At 47.0% G+C, this 19,021-nt stretch carries 20 protein-coding genes; 16 read left to right on the forward strand and 4 right to left on the reverse strand.

All coding sequences use genetic code 11. The annotated features are described in order from the left end of the window. Positions 1-537 precede the first annotated feature (537 nt). The 3 genes from E2R66_RS26790 (at position 538) to E2R66_RS29355 (ending at position 1,833) form a co-directional block, all read left to right on the forward strand. On the forward strand, positions 538-879 hold the full coding sequence (locus tag E2R66_RS26790; protein ID WP_133236752.1) for a superinfection immunity protein: 342 nt from the start codon (positions 538-540) through the stop codon (positions 877-879). Between the two features lie 309 nt (positions 880-1,188). Then, entirely contained in the window at positions 1,189-1,677 is a 489-nt protein-coding gene (locus tag E2R66_RS29055) for a hypothetical protein (RefSeq protein WP_133236750.1), read from the forward strand. 72 nt (positions 1,678-1,749) lie between these two features. Continuing rightward, entirely contained in the window at positions 1,750-1,833 is an 84-nt protein-coding gene (locus E2R66_RS29355; RefSeq protein WP_394347210.1) for an SHOCT domain-containing protein, read from the forward strand. Between the two features lie 370 nt (positions 1,834-2,203). Here the strand turns inward: E2R66_RS29355 and E2R66_RS26805 are convergent, their stop codons facing one another. Next, on the reverse strand, positions 2,204-2,488 hold the full coding sequence (locus E2R66_RS26805; protein ID WP_134737969.1) for a hypothetical protein: 285 nt from the start codon (positions 2,486-2,488) through the stop codon (positions 2,204-2,206). Between the two features lie 254 nt (positions 2,489-2,742). Between E2R66_RS26805 and E2R66_RS26810 the strand changes: the two genes are divergently transcribed. The 6 genes from E2R66_RS26810 (at position 2,743) to E2R66_RS26835 (ending at position 11,221) form a co-directional block, all read left to right on the forward strand. Then, positions 2,743-6,906 (forward strand): hybrid sensor histidine kinase/response regulator, encoded by a 4,164-nt coding sequence (locus E2R66_RS26810; RefSeq protein WP_133236746.1) that lies wholly within the window; start codon positions 2,743-2,745, stop codon positions 6,904-6,906. A gap of 45 nt (positions 6,907-6,951) precedes the next feature. After that, the gene (locus E2R66_RS26815) at positions 6,952-7,743 is read left to right on the forward strand and encodes an NIPSNAP family protein (protein ID WP_204985999.1); all 792 of its coding nucleotides are present in this window, start codon (positions 6,952-6,954) and stop codon (positions 7,741-7,743) included. 9 nt (positions 7,744-7,752) lie between these two features. Further along, complete coding sequence (locus E2R66_RS26820; protein ID WP_133236744.1) at positions 7,753-9,201, forward strand: phytoene desaturase family protein; 1,449 nt, start codon at positions 7,753-7,755, stop codon at positions 9,199-9,201. Between the two features lie 9 nt (positions 9,202-9,210). Next, positions 9,211-10,422 carry a glycoside hydrolase family 88 protein gene (locus E2R66_RS26825; protein ID WP_133236742.1) on the forward strand — a complete coding sequence of 404 codons (1,212 nt, stop codon included), beginning with the start codon at positions 9,211-9,213 and terminating at the stop codon, positions 10,420-10,422. Positions 10,423-10,526: 104 nt separating this feature from the next. After that, positions 10,527-10,820, forward strand: a complete 294-nt coding sequence (locus E2R66_RS26830; protein WP_133236740.1) for a type II toxin-antitoxin system HigB family toxin — start codon at positions 10,527-10,529, stop codon at positions 10,818-10,820. A 20-nt stretch (positions 10,821-10,840) separates the two neighbouring features. Continuing rightward, on the forward strand, positions 10,841-11,221 hold the full coding sequence (locus tag E2R66_RS26835; RefSeq protein ID WP_133236738.1) for a helix-turn-helix domain-containing protein: 381 nt from the start codon (positions 10,841-10,843) through the stop codon (positions 11,219-11,221). A 415-nt stretch (positions 11,222-11,636) separates the two neighbouring features. Here the strand turns inward: E2R66_RS26835 and E2R66_RS26840 are convergent, their stop codons facing one another. Further along, positions 11,637-12,254, reverse strand: a complete 618-nt coding sequence (locus tag E2R66_RS26840) for a YhcH/YjgK/YiaL family protein (protein WP_133236736.1) — start codon at positions 12,252-12,254, stop codon at positions 11,637-11,639. An 80-nt stretch (positions 12,255-12,334) separates the two neighbouring features. Here E2R66_RS26840 and kduI point away from each other — a divergent pair, with 80 nt between their 5' ends. From kduI to E2R66_RS26870, 6 genes are all read left to right on the forward strand, one after another. Further along, positions 12,335-13,165 (forward strand): 5-dehydro-4-deoxy-D-glucuronate isomerase, encoded by an 831-nt coding sequence (kduI, locus tag E2R66_RS26845; RefSeq protein ID WP_133236734.1) that lies wholly within the window; start codon positions 12,335-12,337, stop codon positions 13,163-13,165. An 18-nt stretch (positions 13,166-13,183) separates the two neighbouring features. Continuing rightward, positions 13,184-13,999, forward strand: coding sequence for an SDR family oxidoreductase (locus E2R66_RS26850; RefSeq protein WP_133236732.1), 816 nt, complete (start codon positions 13,184-13,186; stop codon positions 13,997-13,999). A gap of 4 nt (positions 14,000-14,003) precedes the next feature. Beyond that, on the forward strand, positions 14,004-14,786 hold the full coding sequence (locus E2R66_RS26855) for a hypothetical protein (protein WP_133236730.1): 783 nt from the start codon (positions 14,004-14,006) through the stop codon (positions 14,784-14,786). Between the two features lies 1 nt (position 14,787). Next, a complete protein-coding gene (locus E2R66_RS26860; RefSeq protein WP_133236728.1) occupies positions 14,788-15,384 on the forward strand; it encodes a TMEM175 family protein in 597 nt (198 codons plus the stop codon). Beyond that, positions 15,377-15,931 carry a pyridoxamine 5'-phosphate oxidase family protein gene (locus E2R66_RS26865; RefSeq protein WP_133236726.1) on the forward strand — a complete coding sequence of 185 codons (555 nt, stop codon included), beginning with the start codon at positions 15,377-15,379 and terminating at the stop codon, positions 15,929-15,931. The genes E2R66_RS26860 and E2R66_RS26865 overlap by 8 nt, the downstream gene beginning before the upstream one ends. A gap of 133 nt (positions 15,932-16,064) precedes the next feature. Further along, positions 16,065-16,733, forward strand: coding sequence for a potassium channel family protein (locus tag E2R66_RS26870; RefSeq protein WP_133236724.1), 669 nt, complete (start codon positions 16,065-16,067; stop codon positions 16,731-16,733). Positions 16,734-16,796: 63 nt separating this feature from the next. Here the strand turns inward: E2R66_RS26870 and E2R66_RS26875 are convergent, their stop codons facing one another. Beyond that, positions 16,797-17,441: a YceH family protein gene (locus E2R66_RS26875; protein ID WP_133236722.1), complete on the reverse strand. Its 645-nt coding sequence runs from the start codon at positions 17,439-17,441 to the stop codon at positions 16,797-16,799. 174 nt (positions 17,442-17,615) lie between these two features. Between E2R66_RS26875 and E2R66_RS26880 the strand changes: the two genes are divergently transcribed. Continuing rightward, the gene (locus E2R66_RS26880; protein ID WP_133236720.1) at positions 17,616-18,419 is read left to right on the forward strand and encodes an SDR family oxidoreductase; all 804 of its coding nucleotides are present in this window, start codon (positions 17,616-17,618) and stop codon (positions 18,417-18,419) included. 209 nt (positions 18,420-18,628) lie between these two features. On the opposite strand, the gene E2R66_RS26885 is transcribed toward E2R66_RS26880, so the two are convergent. Then, entirely contained in the window at positions 18,629-19,021 is a 393-nt protein-coding gene (locus tag E2R66_RS26885; RefSeq protein WP_133236718.1) for a group III truncated hemoglobin, read from the reverse strand.

The raw sequence follows: 19,021 nt of genomic DNA on the forward strand, positions 1-19,021 counted from the left end.
ATTACCATCGAACAACAGCAAGTCGAACAACTGGCTGCCTGACAGCTTCCGGAAACGCTTGACCGCTCCCGAGGATAAAGCCAACTTCCTTAATAGGCCCTCATTAAAAACCTCATTACTAGTAGATTGTAGTAAATTTCCCAACTTTTGTGTCTCGATTCTTGCGCTAAAATCATTTTTTTACCCTTAAGTTGACGGCTATGCCCTGAAGGGGAGACTTTGGCTTCGTCCGCCTTACTTTTTCAAGCCCTCCCTACCGGGGAGGATTTAGGTGGGGCTTAAAAGCAATGGTAGAACGAATCGATTTTTCTTAACTTAATGACATTGGTCGCGCGTGCCCCATAGATTTCACGCTACCGCCAACACCAGCTAATCCCAACGAATTGTATTTCCGCAATACGCCCACCGCTTCCTGTGCGAGGAGCAAGGTTTCGATACTTATGATTACCCCACCAATATTTCCAGCAAATTCAAATTCAGTAAAAAAGACTATATTTAGCCAATCAACCAAACTAAATCACCTTTAACCTTCCACACATGGGAATCGGAGCACCTGAACTAATCGTTATACTTATTGGCGGAGTAATTTCGTTTTTTATTTATTTTTTACCTTCCATACTGGGCAGGCGCAAACATAATTTTACTGCTATATTTCTCTTAAATCTCTTTTTAGGTTGGACCGCTGTAGGCTGGATAGTCGCATTGATTTGGGCGCTGTCCAATGATGCTCCGCCTGTTTATATTAACAACATGCCGCCGCCGCCACAATCAAAAAGCAAAGCTGATGAACTGGCAAAATTAGCCAAGCTGCACAGCGATGGGGTACTCACTCAAGAAGAATTTGAAGCGGAGAAAAGGAGATTGTTATACAATAGTTAGTCATCAGACTTAATCAAGAAAACCATTAGAATTTCCTGGACACCCACAGCTAAAACCGGCGCAAAAGTTGGAAAAGGTGGAAATTATCTTGAAGTCGGAGAAGGGGGGATCGAAAAGTGCCCGGACGAAATTCGTAGATAAACGCTTTGTAAAAAAAATGTGGCTGAGTAGCTGTTTTTATATGTAGCCATATCGCTGTTTTTTTATGGTTTGTGGCTGGATATAATTTTTATGTTCAGCCACAACTCATATAGGGTAGGTAAGAATTAATAAAACCCGATTCGATCAACTCTTCCAGTAGAACGGTTAATGTGCCATTCCAGATTTTATTTAAAATTCATCGAACATACCAGAAGCACCGGTGATGGCACCTGGCAGCGTCTTTCTGCCTCCCAAAGTTGGAAAAGCTGGAGCGGAGGGGCATTTGAGAGTGTTTGTCTGAAGCATATTGCGCAGATCAAATACGCACTGGGCATCAGCGGTATCCAATCTGATGAGTCGATATGGAGATTTGTTTCAGGTGAGGGCAGGCCTGGGGCGCAGATAGATCTACTGATCGACCGCACTGACCACTGCATAAGTATCTGTGAAATGAAATTTTCAGCATATGATTTTACGATCGATAAAAAATATGCAGAGGAACTCCGGAATAAATTACAGGTTTTCAGTAGCGAAACAAAAACCAGAAAATCATTGTTATTGGTCATGATCACCACATTTGGTGTAAAACACAATATTTACCATTTAGGATCAGTGCAAAATGAAGTAGTTATGGAAGACCTGTTCACTGCACCTTAACCATCAATAACAACCGCTGTTTATATTAACAACATACCGCCTGCGCCACAATCAAAAAGCAAAGCTGATGAACTGGCAAAATTAGCCAAACTGCAAAGCGATGGGGTACTCACGCAAGAAGAGTTCGAAGCGGAGAAAAGGAGATTGTTATCCTAAATTTAATCACTGATGAACGGATGTGAACCGGAGATCATTGGAATGCTTTTAGTGCTTGTGCTGCGGTTCGTACTTTATTTTCTGCCGGCCATATTGGCCAGGAAGTGATCATACATCGGCTTAGCATGCCATGTTCACGCGTGAACACCCGGATTGAATTTAATGCATTGTAAATCAAGTAGTTTAAAATTAATTTAACTATCAATAAATCAGCTATTTAGCTACGGGTTGATTGACGAAAATCTTATAATATTCAATAAATCAATTAGTTAGTAAAAATTTCGAACGGGCGAAGTGTGTTCATGAACACTGAACAAACGCGGTTGCGCAGTATCAGCTTGGACAAGATTACCGCTCAATATTCCCTGTGCTAGAGCATGCCGGCCCCCACCTCATACCAGCTGATATCCACCCCGCCGTAATTGCGCAGCACGTCTACGGCTTCCTGGGCCAGGCGTTCGTTCTCGGTGTTAATGTTCATTACTACCTGCGGACCATAGGCTGCGGGTACAAACTCAATATCTCCTTCGAGGAATTCGTTGCCCAGCAGGTATTCGTAGGCATCTTTGGCGTGGTCGCGGTCGTCGAAAGTGGCGGTGGCTATATGTGGTGTCATGCAGGGGATAACAGCATACTTGCTCATTTGTTTATTCATGGAGTCATTAGATCATTGATTCATTGGTGGAAGGTTTCCGGTTAAAATTTCCAACCACTCACTACTCACCACTCACTACTCACCATTCAAACACTCACCATTCAACCACTCACTATTCACCGCCAACACTTGCTTTCTAAGAAAAACATAAATTATTAATTTCTTTTTTTGTAACTTTTGAACTTATTTTTAAATGGTTCGTATAAACGGTTGAATACCAATTGTGAACTTTTTTGTTAATCCCCCGGCGTTAGATGTATAAACGTTTATTTCTGCTAGTACTATTGCTAATTGTGTTGAACAGCTATGGTCAAAACCAGAGCCTCAAGTTTGAGCATTTAGGCAAAAAGGAGGGCTTGTCGCAGATAAACGTGGGCTGCATTTTACAGGATAGCCGGGGTTTTATGTGGCTGGGCACCCGCGATGGGCTCAGCAAGTACGATGGCTACACCTTCACCACCTTCCGCCACGATCCGCAGGATACTTCAACAATCAGCAGCAGCATGGTCGCCGATATTGCAGAAGACAAAGAAGGCAACATCTGGATAGCCACCATTATTGGCCTCAACAAGCTGGAACGCCGAACGGGGCGCTTCGTCAAATACGGTCATAAGGAGGGCGACCCCAATTCGCTCTCGGGTAATATCCTCAACAAACTCGCTACCGATGAAAACGGCAACCTGTGGGTGGCCGGTCAAAACGGACTCGACTACCTGGACACCAAGTCCAACAAATTCACCCGGCATTACCGCCATAACCCGGCCAATACCCGTAGCCTCGACGATAATAAAGTAAGCTATGTGTACCGCACCGCGAATAACCGCATATGGGTGGGCACTACCGGCGGTGGCCTCAACCTGCTGGATAACGACAAAAAAGGGTTCACCAAATACATGTACAACGCGGCAGATCCGCATAGCATATCGGGGAACTTCGTAACATGCATCTTCGAGGATAGTAAGCAACGGCTGTGGGTAGGTATGCAGGGCGATGGGCTGAATATGCTTGATGTGAAAACAGGCAAATTTACCCGTTACAAACACAACGATACGGATAAGAATAGTCTATCGGGCTCTACCATCTACAGTCTTAATATGGATGAGAGCGCCAACCTGTGGATAGGCAGCGAAAACGGGGGGCTCGGTATCTTCAACCCCGACACCCAAAAATTCTACACCTACATGCACGATGATATCGACAAGAACAGTCTCACCGGCAACACGCTTTATGCCATCACCAGGGACAGGCAGGGTAATATGTGGCTGGGTGCGTTCAGCGGTGGTATCAACGTGTTCAAGCGCAGCTCCGGAAGCTTTACCCACTATCGGCATAGTTCGTTACGCAATAGCCTCTCCAACGATTTCGTGCTGGCCGTTTACGAAGACCCCGAACGCAACGTTTGGGTAGGCACTGATGGCGGGGGCCTCAACAAGTTCGATTATAAAACGGGCGATGTTACCCACTACACGCATCGTCCCGGTAAGAACAGCATTACGGGCAACTTTGTGCTAACGGTGAGCCAGGACGCAGACGGCGATTTCTGGCTGGGTACCTGGGGCGATGGCCTCAGCATCTTTAACCCCAAAACCGGGGTTTTTACCAATCTTAAAAACCAACCGGGCAGCCACAATAGCCTTCCAGGCAATAACATTTACGCGCTGATAAACACTAAAGACAAAACTACCTGGATAGGCACTTACGACGACGGGCTTAGCCACTACGATAAAAGAACAAAGCAGTTTACAAACTATAAATACGACCCGAACAACCCGCGCAGCATCAGCAGCGATAGGGTGTACTCCCTGCTGGAAGATATCCACGGCAATTTGTGGGTGGGCACCTTTGATGGCGGACTCAACCTTTTTGATAGAAAAACGGGCACCTTTACCCGCTTTAAACACAACGCACTTAAAAATAGCATCAGCGACGATAACGTGCCCGATCTTTTTGAAGACCACAACGGCAGTATATGGATAAGTACTTTCTCGGGCCTTAACCAGTTCGACCCGATTACTAAGCACTTTACTACCTACACCAAAAAGGATGGCCTGCCAAGCGACATCATCTACGCCACCCGCGAAGACGACGACGGCAAGCTATGGATAAGCACCAACAACGGCCTATCCGCGTTCGACCCGGCAACGCGCAGTTTCAAAAATTTTTCGGTTGAGGATGGTTTGCAGGCCGATGAATTCAAGTCGCACTCGGCCTGGAAAGGCGCATCCGGTAGGTTGTACTTCGGGGGCGTAAACGGCTTCAACGCGTTTTCGCCCGGGCAAATATTGAAGCCCGAAGGCTTTTCGCCGCTGATGATCACCTCTTTCCAGGTGTTCAACAAAAAGGTGCCTGTCGCTAAAAACAGCACGGATGCTTCCCCCCTGAAACAGGAAATATCAGATGCTAAAAGCATCACGCTAAACTATAAACAGTCGGTTATTTCGCTGGAGTTTGCCGCGTTGGATTTTACCTCGCCCGATAAAAAGCAATATGCCTACATATTAGAGAATTTCGATAAGGAGTGGAACTTCGTGGGTTCGCGCAATGCGGCTACCTACACCAATTTGCCTGCGGGCACTTATACTTTTAAGGTAAAGTACCAAAACATGGCGGGGCTGTGGTCGCCGGTTACTCAGGGTTTAACCATCATAGTCCAGCCGCCTTTCTGGCTCACCTGGTGGTTTAAGCTGCTGGCCGTGCTGCTGGTGGTGGGCAGCGTTATAGCTATATTCAGGCTACGCGTAAGCGCGATAAATGCGCAGAAAACGATACTGGAGCGGCAGGTAGAAGAACGTACCCAGCGGCTGGGCGAAATGAGCAATGCAGAACGTGCCTTGCGCCAGGAAGCAGAGAAATCGCGGGAGGATGCTGAAAAAGCCAACCAGGCCAAAAGTGTATTTTTGGCTACCATGAGCCACGAGATACGCACACCCATGAACGGGGTAATGGGCATGGCTACGCTTTTAGGTAATACACCGCTGAACCACGAGCAGCAGGAATATACCGAAACCATCAAAACCTGCGGCGATTCGCTGCTGAACGTGATCAACGATATACTCGATTTCTCCAAGATAGAATCGGGTAATATGGAGCTGGAGGAGCATGATTTCGACCTGCGCGATTGCATCGAAGCCGTGCTGGATGTATTTGCCGAGAAAGCCGCCCGCACTAATATCGATCTGGTGTACCAGGTTGAGCATAACGTACCAGTACAGATCATTGCCGATGCATTTCGGCTGAGACAGGTGCTGATCAACCTGGTGGGCAATGCTGTAAAGTTCACGGCCAAAGGTGAGGTGTTCATCTGCGTGAAGCTAAAGGCCACGAACGATAATCATGTTGAGCTGCAGTTCGAGATACGCGATACGGGCATCGGCATCCCGCCGAATAAGCTCAACAGGCTGTTTAAAGCCTTCTCGCAGGTAGATTCAAGCACCACCCGCAAGTATGGTGGCACCGGCCTTGGTCTGGCCATCAGCGAAAAGCTGGTTAGCCTGATGGGCGGCCATATGGACGTAAAGAGCCAGGTAGGCAAGGGCACCACATTTATGTTTACGATAAAAGCCAGGCCGGGCGTAAAAACGCAGCGCAATTATGTGCACCTGAACCTAGCAGAAGTGCAGAACAAGCGCATTTTGGTGGTAGATGATAATCAAACCAACCGCGATATACTGGAAGAGCAACTGAAACAATGGGATTTTGTGCCTGTAATGGCCGAAAGTGGCGAGGTGGCATTGAAAGCCCTAGAAGGCGACGAGCCTGTGCATCTGGTGATATCAGACATGAACATGCCCGTGATGGATGGCCTACATCTGGCGCGCAAGATACGGGAAAAGAACTCAGTGCTACCCATCATCCTGCTTACCTCGATGGGTAACGAGCAGAGTAAGAAAAACAAACACTTGTTTAACGTTGCTTTAACCAAGCCCACCAAGCACCAGGTACTTTACAAGCATGTAATTGAGCAACTAAAGCTGAATATTGAAACCAAAGACGTGGTCCAACCGGTGCAAACGCCGTTCTCCGAGGATTTTGCCAGGCAGCACCCTATCAACATCCTCATTGCGGAGGATAATGCCATCAACCAGAAACTGGCCAAATACATCCTCAATAAAATGGGCTACAAGCCCGATATAGTTGAGAACGGGCACGAATGCCTCAACGCCCTCATCAGCAAGAAATATGATATGGTTTTGATGGACGTGCAGATGCCCGAGATGGATGGGCTGGAGACCACCCGCTTCATCCGCCAGAACATGGATCACCAACCCGTAATCATTGCCATGACAGCCAACGCCATGACCGAGGACCGCGACCAATGCCTGCAGGCGGGAATGAATGATTACCTAAGCAAGCCCCTCAAACTGCAGGAAATAATGAACGCGCTGGAAAAATGGCAACCCAACAACAGGGCTATATAAGTTACGCTATAATTTAGATAACTTTACCCCAACTAAACATCATTTATGATCATCTCACAAACTAAAATGTTCCGCGTTGCAGGTCTGCTATTATTGTTTTTTGCTTTTACTTCGATAACTGCCAAAGCTGTGGCCTCCAGCGGATATTACTACCAGATAAAGATTTACCACTTCAAAGATAAGGCGCAGGAGCAAGCTACCGACGCATACTTAAAGGATTATTACCTGCCGCAGTTGCACAAAATGGGCATGGCCAATATAGGCGTATTTAAACCTGCGGATACCGACACTGCCCGCCGCACCTACGTTTTTGTACCATTCAAAAACTGGAAGCAGTTGGAAGGCTTCGAGCGGAAAGTTATCGACGCAGGCGATGGTGCTGCAACCGCCAAAGATTACCTGGATGCAGGCTACAAAAGTGCGCCTTACACCCGGCTGGAAACCATTGTGCTTACCGCATTTGCCACACGGCTTTTCCCTGTTGCGCCCAAATTAACCGGCGACAGGGCTGCACGCGTTTACGAGTTACGCAGCTACGAAAGCCCAACCGAAAAATACCACATCAACAAAGTAAAGATGTTCAATAGCGGTGAAACCGATCTTTTCGACCGTATTGGTTCTAACGCGGTATTTTATGGGAGCGTAGTAGCTGGCAGCCACATGCCAAACCTGATGTACATGACCTGTTACGATAACATGGCAGACCGTGACAAACATTGGCAGGCCTTTAGTGCCGCACCTGACTGGAAAGCACTGATAGCCGACCCACAGTACAGCAACAATGTATCTAAAAACGAGATTGTTTTTTTACATCCTACTGAATACTCTGACTTCTAACCGCACCTAATGAAGCTTGAAAAGCGCGAATACGACGCCGTTATAGTAGGCTCGGGCCCTAATGGGCTTGCGGCGGCTATTATGATGCAGCAAAAAGGCCTTTCGGTACTGGTGCTGGAAGCCAAGGATACGATTGGGGGAGGCCTGCGAACTGCGGAGTTAACCTTACCCGGGTTTAAGCACGATATCTGTTCGGCTATCCATCCGTTGGCTGCTGCCTCGCCTTTTTTTAAGACTTTACCACTGGCCGATTTTGGCTTGGATTTTATTTACCCGGATGTTGATGCCGCCCATCCTTTAGATGATGGTACGGCCGGCCTGTTAAAAGGCAGCGTAGCAGAAACTGCCCGTTTACTAGGCGCGGATGAAGCCGCATACACCAAATTAATGACCTCCGTAACGGAAGCCTGGCCGCAAATAGATAGCGATCTTTTAGGTCCGCTGCATATACCCAAACATCCTTTGGTAATGGCTGGTTTTGGGCTAAAAGCTATTCCGCCTGCTACTACATTAGTAAGCGGCTTTAAAACCGCACAAGCCAGGGCGTTAATAGCTGGCATGGCGGCGCATTCAATGCAACCGCTTAGCCATGTTACCACATCGGCCATAGCACTGGTGCTGATGGCCGCAGGGTATTTGGGAGGCTGGCCTATCCCAAAAGGCGGTTCGCAAAGCATTGCAAACGCTTTGGCAGCGTATTTTACCTCAATAGGAGGCAAAATAGAAACGGGCACCTATGTAAAATCCCTATCGCAGTTGCCATCCGCGCATGCGGTGTTATTCGATATTTCGCCAAAGCAACTGTTGCAGATAGCCGGGCATCAGTTCTCGGCCATTTACAAATGGCAGTTAGAACGATACCGTTACGGCATGGGCGTTTATAAGGTTGATTGGGCGCTGGATGGCCCCATCCCGTTCACCGCCGAAGGTTGCAGGCAGGCGGGTACCGTACACATCGGCAATACCTTCGAAGAAATTAAAGCTGCCGAGCAGCAGACCTGGGCCGGCCAACACCCAGATAAACCATTTGTATTGCTGGCTCAACAAAGCCTGTACGATGCTTCGCGCGCCCCGGAGGGCAAGCACACGGCATGGGGATATTGCCACGTACCAAATGGCTCTACCCAAAACATGACGGAAGCCATAGAAAAGCAGGTTGAACGCTTTGCCCCGGGCTTCCGCGACAGGATACTGGCCAAACATACCATGGATACTACACAGATGGAGGCCTACAACGCCAACTACGTGGGCGGCGATATCAACGGCGGGGTAATCGATATCGGGCAGTTGTTTACACGGCCCGCATTACGTTATTCGCCCTACAAAACCTCGGCAAAAGGCATCTATTTGTGCTCTGCATCAACCCCTCCGGGGGGCGGGGTGCATGGCATGTGCGGTTTTTGGTCGGCAAAAAAGGCGCTAAAAGATGTGTTCGATATTCCGGTTGATAGTTTATAGATTTACCTCATGAAAGTTAATAGATCCTTGTTGGTAGTATGCTTCGCTACGTTGTTCAGCATTGCATCCGCGCAGCAAAAAAGCCCATTTAAGCCGCAGAGAGCTTTATTAGATAGCATACAAAGCAATTTTAAGCTTGCAGATGACCAATATAAATACATGGCTACGCTATTGCAGCCCGAGCAATTTCCTAAAACTTTTCATCCCGAAACGGGTAAAACGGAAACCAGCAATTCGGGCTGGTGGTGCAGTGGCTTTTATCCCGGCACTTTGCTCAAGCTGTATGCGCAAACACACGACGAAGCCCTGAAAGCTGAGGCTAACCGCATCCTGGCTGTTCTGGCACAAGAGCAATACAATACGCATACGCACGATTTGGGTTTTATGATGTATTGCAGCTTCGGCACGGCCAACCAATTGGAACCAAAGCCCGAATACAAGCAGATACTGATCAATAGCGCCAAATCGCTCTCTACCCGTTTCAACCCAAAGGTAGGCTGCATCAAATCATGGGATTCTAAGCCATCTGATTTCTTGGTGATCATCGATAATATGATGAACCTCGAATTGCTTTTCTGGGCCACTCGCGAGACCGGCGACTCCAGTTATTACAAAATTGCAGTTACGCACGCCAATACCACTATCAAAAACCATTATAGGGCTAATTACAGCTCATACCACGTCATCAATTACAATGCAGAAACTGGTGCCGTACAGGAAAAGAAAACCGCGCAGGGCTTCGCGAACGAATCGGCGTGGGCAAGGGGACAAGCCTGGGGCCTTTACGGCTTTACGGTAATGTACCGCGAAACCAACGACAAAAGATACCTGGAGCAAGCAGATCATATCGCCGGTTTTATCCTCAATAACCCCAACCTGCCGGCAGATAAGATACCCTATTGGGATTACAACGCCCCCAACGTCCCCAACGCCCTGCGCGATGCCTCGGCTGCTGCCATAACCGCGTCGGCTTTGTTAGAGCTTTGCCGCTACAGCGACAAGTCTTCTGCAAGCAAATACTTCAAAGCAGCGGAAAGTATCCTGACGACTTTATCGTCTAAAACCTATAAGGCACAGCTTCAAACCAACGGCGGGTATATATTACAGCACAGCGTGGGCCATTTCCCGGCAGGTACAGAGATTGATGTGCCGCTAACCTATGCAGATTATTATTTTGTGGAAGCGATGGAGCGGTATAAAGCGTTTGCAGGGAAAATGTAAAAAAATAGTTGGTTTTTTGCCAACTATTATATATATTTGATTTCTGCAAATCAAAAAGCCTTTGTTAATCTACTGGCGTATAATAACCACAGCTTGACCTACTGATGCAAATTATCGCTCAAAAAAAATTACTCGATTTTGCGAAGAAACATGCCGATGCGACAAATAGCTTAAGCGTTTGGAGGAAGGTTACTCAGGATGCTAAATGGGAGAAAAGCCTGGATGTATTAAAAGATTTTCCTAAAGCCAGCATTATCCCTAATAACAGGGCTAGATTTAAAATTGTTGGTAATAAATATCGGTTGATAGTGGAGGTTGATTACGCGAATGCAATTGTAGAAGTGAGATTCATTGGAACTCATGCAGAATATGATAGGATTGACGCGGCTACCATTTAAATGTTTTAAGGAGATTGAAAATGAGCAGAAAAATACAATGGTTTTTAATTGAAACCGAACAGGATTATGAGCAAGCAATGGAACGGTTCGAGGAAATTAAATACGCGCCTAACGACAGCGAGGAACATAGAGAAAAGCTCTTACTGGTACATTTAATAGAGAGTTACGAAAATAACCTTTGGAATTTACCGGAGGTTGATCCTATTGAAATGATAAAAATCCGGATGGATGACTTTGGTTATAAAGCTGCCGATTTAGCCAACGCCTATGGCGACAAAGGTACGGTTAGCAAGGTGCTTAACTATAAACAGCCCCTCTCATTAAATATGATACGTAAGTTTAGCGAGCTTCTGCGTTTGCCTGTTTCAGCGTTGATAAAAGAATACCAGATTGCGGAATAGTCCCCTAATTCACCGCCTTTATCTTTATCACCAATTTTAGCCCGGACAGTCTGGACATTTTAAGTAGGAAAGTTCGAACAAAATGATTGAGCCGATCTGTATTAATAGATAGATTAATTCGGTTTTAAAAAAAGAAACTGGTTTGCGTTTAAAAAGGTAGCTATACAACAGCACGAATATAAATGCAATAAATAACGGGAACATCAATAGATCGGTCCAAAGTAAAAGCATGCCAAAGAATCTTGCTTCGCCCTGTAAATTATTTACATTATGCAGGGCTACCAAAATACACAATACCGAATTCGTTGCAAATACGATCCGCAGAATTGATTTAAATATTTGCATTTCTATTCATTCTTGTCTTTAATGTCTCCGCATATTCCCCCAATAAGGGAACCTGCGGCAACGTATGCTATTAATTCACCGCCCTTATCTTAATAACTAATTTCTTAACCTTGCCATCGTTTCTTATGCCTGGTGCATGCAATTCGCCAGGGAAAAACAGGAAGAAAGCATCTGGCCTTGCGGTATAGCTTTTGCCTTTGGTAAAGTAATTCTCCACATCTTTTGTGGCATCGTAAGGCTTCGTTACCGCAACCGAGTCGCCTTTACGCTGGGTGTAAATTTTTTCTTCGCCTTTAATCAAATAATGCAGGTCGATATAGTTTTTGTGTATCTCGTAACCGGCGCTGTCCAGCTTTTTTGGCTCAGGCTCAGTGATCATCGCGAATATATTGTCGCCATCTATGGGGTATTTGCCCGGTGCCATCAGTTCCAGGTTGCGGTCGCGCAAAAAGGCAATTACTTTATCCCAGCCGGTTTTGTTGGCTTCGTATTGTTTGGCAAACTCCACTACGTTCAACGGCTGCTCCGGGTTTAATTTTAAGCCATTCGCCCAAACGCGTTCTTTAAGCCATGCCTTGGCGGTTTTTTCGGTCCACACGGTGCGACCACCCTGCGCCATGCAAACGTTTGCGACGATTAAAAGGGCTATAAGCGTAAACAAGCTTTTGTAGGCTGATAAATGTTTCATAGTTTAGTTTGATAATTAGCACCCGGCATGCTGGCATTAAAAATAGCTTTTTATATACTATAAATATAAACAAATCTGCCTTGAAAGTATTACATAGCGTACACCCTGAAGACTTTAAAAACTACCATACCCAACAGATTCGCGACAGGTTCCTGATTGATAAACTGGTGCAACCAGGCGCCCTCAACTGCGTTTACACCCATTACGACAGGATGATTGTTGGCGCGGCAAGCCCTGCAGATAATCGACTCGAGTTGCCTAACTACGCCAACCTGCGTGCAGATTATTTTTTGCAACGCCGCGAGATTGGCATCATTAACGTAGCCGGCGATGGCGAGGTAATTGCCGATGGTAAAGCATACGCGCTAAAGAAACTCGACTGCCTGTATATCGGCAAGGGAGTAGAATCGGTTACGTTCACCAGTGCAGATCCATCGTCTCCGGCGGTATTTTATCTGTTGTCTGCTCCGGCACATGCTTCGTACCCAACTACGTTGGTAAGCAACGATGAGGTAGTAAAGGTAAACGCAGGTAGCACTGCCATGGCCAACGAGCGTGTCATCAACAAATACATCCACGCCGAAGGCATCAAAAGCTGCCAGCTGGTAATGGGGCTTACCATACTGGCGAACGGTAGCGTTTGGAACACCATGCCGTCCCATGTACACGACCGCCGCATGGAGGCCTACTTTTATTTCGACCTGCCCGAGGGGCAAAAGATATTCCATTACATGGGCGAGGGCCACGAAACCCGCCATATACTGCTGGATAATTACGATGCGGTAGTTTCACCGCCCTGGAGCATACACTCGGGTAGTGGCACATCCAGCTATAGCTTTATTTGGGGCATGGCCGGAGAAAACCTCGATTATACCGACATGGACGCACTTGCAATAACAGACATCAGGTAAACACAAAATAATAAGAAATTGGAAAACAAGTTTTCATTGGCCGGCAAGGTTATTATAGTAACCGGCGGCACGGGCATTTTAGGTAATGCATTCATCAAAGGGATTGTAGAAGCAGGCGGCGCAGTGGGTATTTTGGGCCGTAACGAGCAGGTAGCCGAAGAACGTGCAGCTGCGATTAACGCAGCAGGCGGGCAGGCCATCGCGCTGATAGCTGATGCTATGGACGAGGCACAGCTGATTGCCGCAAAGGATAAGATACTGGATAAATTCGGCAAGATAGACGGACTGGTGAATGGAGCAGGCGGCAATATGCCCGATGGTGTTTTGCAGCCCGAAGAAGACCTGTTTGCCATGAAACTAGATGGTATGAAAAAAGTGGCCGACCTAAACCTATGGGGCACGCTTATACCTACCCAAATATTCGGGCGGGAGATAGCGAAGACGGGTAGGGGGAGCATCGTTAATATATCCTCCATGAACTCCAAAAGCGCGGTGACCAAGGTGCTGGGCTACAATATGGGCAAGGCTGCCGTAGATTGTTACACCCAATGGTTTGCCGTAGAGTTGGCTAACCGCTATGGCGATGCAATCCGCATGAATGCGCTGGCCCCTGGCTTTTTCCTTACCGAACAAAATCGTAACTTACTTACCAAGCCGGAAGGTGGCTATACGCCAAGGGGCGAAGCCGTTATCCGTAACACTCCTTTTAAACGCTTCGGTCACCCGGATGAGTTGATTGGCGCGCTGGTATGGCTACTGAGTGATGCCTCGGCCTTTGTAACCGGCTCCATGATTTGCGTGGACGGCGGATTCTCGGTTTTTAGCGGCGTTTAATAAAATGAAAAAGGCAATTGTTGTTTGCTGTGCGTTTGTACTGCTTGGCTGTTTAGCTAAAGCGCAGGTTACCGTTACGCTGGATTATTATTTTAACCACGAAACGCATAAGAATGCCGCAGGCCAACCCGAACGTTTCCACTATTTGTGGGAGGATAAAAGCCAGACCGGGTTCTCTATCCTGGGAGACGAATTCATCAAGCAAGGCATGGGACTGAAATCGCTGGAAGAAGCACCAACGTTGGCTAACTTGCGTAGCAGCAACATCTATATTATTGTTGACCCTGATAGTAAAAAGGAAAACGCAGCGCCAAATTACATGAGCGCAAGCGATGTGGTTGCAATAAGTACCTGGGTTAAAAAAGGCGGTGTGCTATTGATGCTGGCCAACGATAGCGCCAATGTAGAGCTGCCGCATTTCAATACGCTTGCCGCGCAGTTCGGGATGCATTTTAACGATGATATTCAAAACCACGTGATAGATGATGCCCATTTTGAGGATGGTGCGGTAATTACTGCGGGCAACCCTGTATTTAGCACAGCAAAAAAAGTATTTTTAAAAGATGTTTGCAGCATCGGCCTAAGCGGCAAGGCAACGCCGGTTTTAACCAATAAAGCAGGTGCAGTTATCATAGCCAAAACGCAGTATGGTAAGGGATTCGTTTTAGCCGTTGGCGACCCATGGCTGTATAACGAATATGTAAACGGCAGGCTGCCCGCAGGTTTCGGGAACGATAAGGCTGCAGCGGATATCGTGGCTTATTTAATAAAACAAGTAAAAAGATAGTATGGGCAAAGGCCGTATAGAAGCATTTAGTGATGGTGTAATCGCCATCATCATCACCATTATGGTGCTGGAGTTGAAAGTGCCGCACCACGCCGATATCGAGGGGCTTTTACCATTGTTGCCTGTATTTATAAGCTATGCGCTCAGCTTTGTGTACGTGGGCATTTACTGGAACAACCACCACCATATGTTCCATGCGGTAAAATCTGTAAACGGTGCGGCCTTATGGGCCAATTTGTTTTTCCTGTTTTGGCTGTCGCTGGTACCATTTGTTACCAGTTGGATGGGCGAGAACCACTTTGCCACCTGGCCGGTTGTATGCTACGGTGTGGTATTGATTATGTGCGCTATTACCTACACCATTTTAGCAAGGGTGCTTATCCGACACCATGGCGAGCGCTCGCTGCTGGCGCGTGCGCTCGGAGGCGATTATAAAGGAAAGATTTCGTTGGGGATATACGCAACAGCGGTGGGCGTGTCGTTTTTTTACGCATGGATTGGTTTTGCGCTATATGTGGTAGTTGCGTGCATTTGGTTTATACCGGATAGGCGTATCGAAAATAAAATAGGGCATGAGGAGGGCCCGATAGGTGGCTAAATTTTTTGACGAACTCAACGATAAACACCGCGAGTTTATCGGCGCACAGAAGATATTCTTTACGGCATCTTCCCCCTTGGATGCTGCAGGGCACGTAAATCTATCGCCCAAGGGGATGGACAGCTTTAGGGTTCTGTCGCCTACGCGCGTTGCCTATATGGATATCAATGGCAGCGGCAACGAAACTTCGGCGCATATGTTGGAGAATGGCCGTATTACCATCATGTTTTGTGCATTCGATGGCCCACCCAATATCCTGCGCCTGTATGGTAAAGGCTATACCGTGTTGCCGGGGCATGAGGAGTGGGGCGAACTATCCGCACTGTTCCATCTGCCGCTGGCTGCCAGGCAGGTAATTGTGGCCGATATACACAAGGTACAAACCTCTTGTGGCTTTGGCATCCCATACTATGAATACCTGGGCGAACGTGACCAGGCCATTAAATGGGCCGAAAACAAAGGTGCAGAGGGCATAGAAAAATACCAGGCCGAAAAGAACCGCACCAGTATGGATGGCTTGCCTACGGCGATGTACGACGAGTTTTAAAATCCCAAACCCAGGGCTTAACTGAAAATTCGCGATTTTTTATTGTGCAGCATTCTTATGGTGTGTTCTTTCATAAAAAATATGTAAGGTGGATAAAATAAGGTAATTTAGGTAACCACAAACCTTAAATCTGATGACACCCTCCACTACCGAAAAAAATGAATTAGGACTTCTTAATTTAATTGTGTTTGTATTATCAATTTATGTGTTATGTGCATTGTTGATAGACACAGTTGTGAAGTTACCGAAAGAAACCTCTATTTTATTAGCCTATATAGATAATGCCATTTGCGTCTTTTTTTTCGCTGAGTTTTGCTTGCGGTTTTACAGGGCTGGTAACAAGCTAAAGTTCATGCGTTGGGGTTGGATTGATTTGGTATCAAGTATTCCGGCAGTGAGTTACCTAAGGGCTGGCAGGGTTTTACGCTTAATTCGATTGCTGCGCTTAATTCGTGCGTTTAGGTCTACCCAACAGTTTCTGAAGCATGTTTTTAAAAATAAAGCTCAAGGTGCTTTTACATCAGTAGCTACACTGGCTGTATTGTTGATCATCTTTTGCTCTATCGCTATTTTGCAGGTGGAGAAAGATCCCAATAGCAATATTAAATCTGCTGAGGATGCAATTTGGTGGTCTTACGTAACTATAACTACAGTTGGTTACGGTGATAAATTTCCTGTTACCACCGAAGGACGCATTATTGCAGCCGTGCTTATGACTGCCGGAGTAGGGCTTTTCGGCACGTTTACGGCTTTCATTGCTTCCTGGTTTGTGGAAGACAAATCCCTGCATCAGGATGCCTGATTACTGGCGGCACCCAAGCCCTAATCCCATTTTGGTTGTTATCGCCGAAAATTCAACGGTTTTCTACATCAACTCCTTCATCAATTTATCAAAAGCTTCTTTCAGTTCCGCCAGCTCGGTTTCTACCTTGCTTAGGCGAGCTTCTAATTCAGATGAGGAGCGGCGCACAGGTTCTTCGGTAACGTCATCTTCGGGGATGGTGCCGCCAAGCAGGTGGCGGTAGCGCACCTCTTTTTGGCCGGGGCGTTTGGGCATCTGCTCTACATAGGGCATATCGCCATCGGCTAGTTTCTCTAAAATGGTTTGCACCTCGTCCAGATCGTCGAACTCATACATCCTGCCCGAATTGGAGTTGATCTCGCCTGGGGTAAGTGGACCGCGTAAAATGAGCAGGCATATCACCGTAACTTCTGATGGTACCACCGGGAAAACAATACCGAAGTTGTGTTTATATTTAATGGCCCTGCTGCTGCCGCCGGTCGCCGTGGATATCAATCCCTTGCGTTTCAATGTATCCAAAGCAAGTGTTACCTCATTGTCGCTGTAATCTACCACCGGCTTTCGCGATGATTTTTGGTTGCAGGCAACGGTAAGTCCGTTCAGCGTCATCGGGTAATAATCGGGCGTGGTTTTGCTTTTTTCCATCAGCGAACCCAAAACGCGTAACTCGGTATCGGTTAAAACAGGTAAAGATTGTGGCGTATCCATACGCGAAGATAGTTAACAGTTGGCAGTTTTCAGTGGGCAGTTAGCGGATGTTAGTTTGCCGGTGAAACGCAGATTTGTCAACTTTTTAAAAGTTGACAAATCTTAAAAGCTCTCGGTAGTAAAAAACTGCCTGCTGCAACCGTCAACTGCAAACTGATACCTATCTTCGCCACCATGACGATAAGCATTTTAGGTTGCGGATGGTACGGATTGGCACTGGCAAAGGCGCTGGTTGCGGATGGCATAAAGGTAAAAGGTTCTACCACTTCGGCGGAGAAGCTCACCATACTGGCAAATGAAGGGATAACCCCATTCCTTGTCGATTTATCCGATGGTTCGCCTTTAAATGCCGATTTTTTTGAAGCTGATATCCTCCTAATCGCTATACCGCCTAAAGCACGCTCCGGCGCAGGGAGTGAATATGTGCCGAAGCTGCAACGCGTTATAGATGCTATCGGCAAATCAACCCTTAAGAAAGTGATCCTCATCAGTTCCACCGGTGTATATGCCGATTTGAACGGGCATGTTGACGAGCAAACACCGCCTCAACCAAACACGCTATCCGGGCAGGTGCTGTTCGGGGCCGAAGAATTATTCAGGCAACAAACAGGGTTTAAGACAACTATCATCCGCTTCGGTGGCCTGGTTGGCCCGGGCCGCGACCCGGCCAGGTTCTTCGCCGGGAAAAAGGATATTCCTAACGGATTGGCCCCCATCAACCTCATCCACCTGGACGATTGCATCGGCATCACCAAAGCCATTATTGCACAGGATATCTTCGGCATAACCATCAATGCCGTTGCGCCGCATCACCCCGAAAAAGCGGAATTTTACACGATGGCTGCCGCTAAATCGGGATTGGAGTTGCCTGTTTTCTTGCCGGAGTTAAAGGAGTGGAAAGTGGTAGACAGTGTAGCAGTAGGGCAAAGGCTGCATTATATTTATGAAATTCCAAATTGGTATGAGTGGCTGTCATAATCAAAGCCAATTGTTTTAACCACTCTGTCATTCCGAGCGAGCCAGGGGAGGCCCGAGGGTAGTGGCGCGACGAGGAATCTTCTACATGCAGGCTTCGACTATGCAAATCCTTAATGCGTTGTGCCATTGCGCAGCGTAGAAGATTTCTCACCCTCTTACGCACATACCCCGCGCTTCAGGGTTCGAAATGACAAGTTGGGGGAGTTCCCTTACTGTATCCCAAACGGCCTGTTCTTAAAATAGGCAATCTTCAACTCAAACATTTCGGCCATTTTGCCGGCGCGCCATTTGGCCTCATCGGCTTTTTCGCCTGTAAATAATTCATCTACCGTTTTGGTGAACAGGGCCATCCAGGTTTCAAAATGCTCATGTGCTACGGGCAGTTTTGCATGAGGCGGGAAGGGGCTGCCAAAATAAGTATGTTCGCCCAGTAACACGGTTTGCCAAAACCGGTACATCTTTTCGAGATGAACGGCCCAGTTATCCTGTATCACTTCGTTAAAAACCGGGCCGAGTAAGGTATCTGCTTGTATGCGTTCGTAAAAGGTATCAACCAACAGCTTTACATCGTCAATCGTTAATATCGCGGGTAGTTCATCCAT

The sequence above is a fragment of the Mucilaginibacter psychrotolerans genome (assembly GCF_004519315.1).
Taxonomy (GTDB): domain Bacteria; phylum Bacteroidota; class Bacteroidia; order Sphingobacteriales; family Sphingobacteriaceae; genus Mucilaginibacter; species Mucilaginibacter psychrotolerans.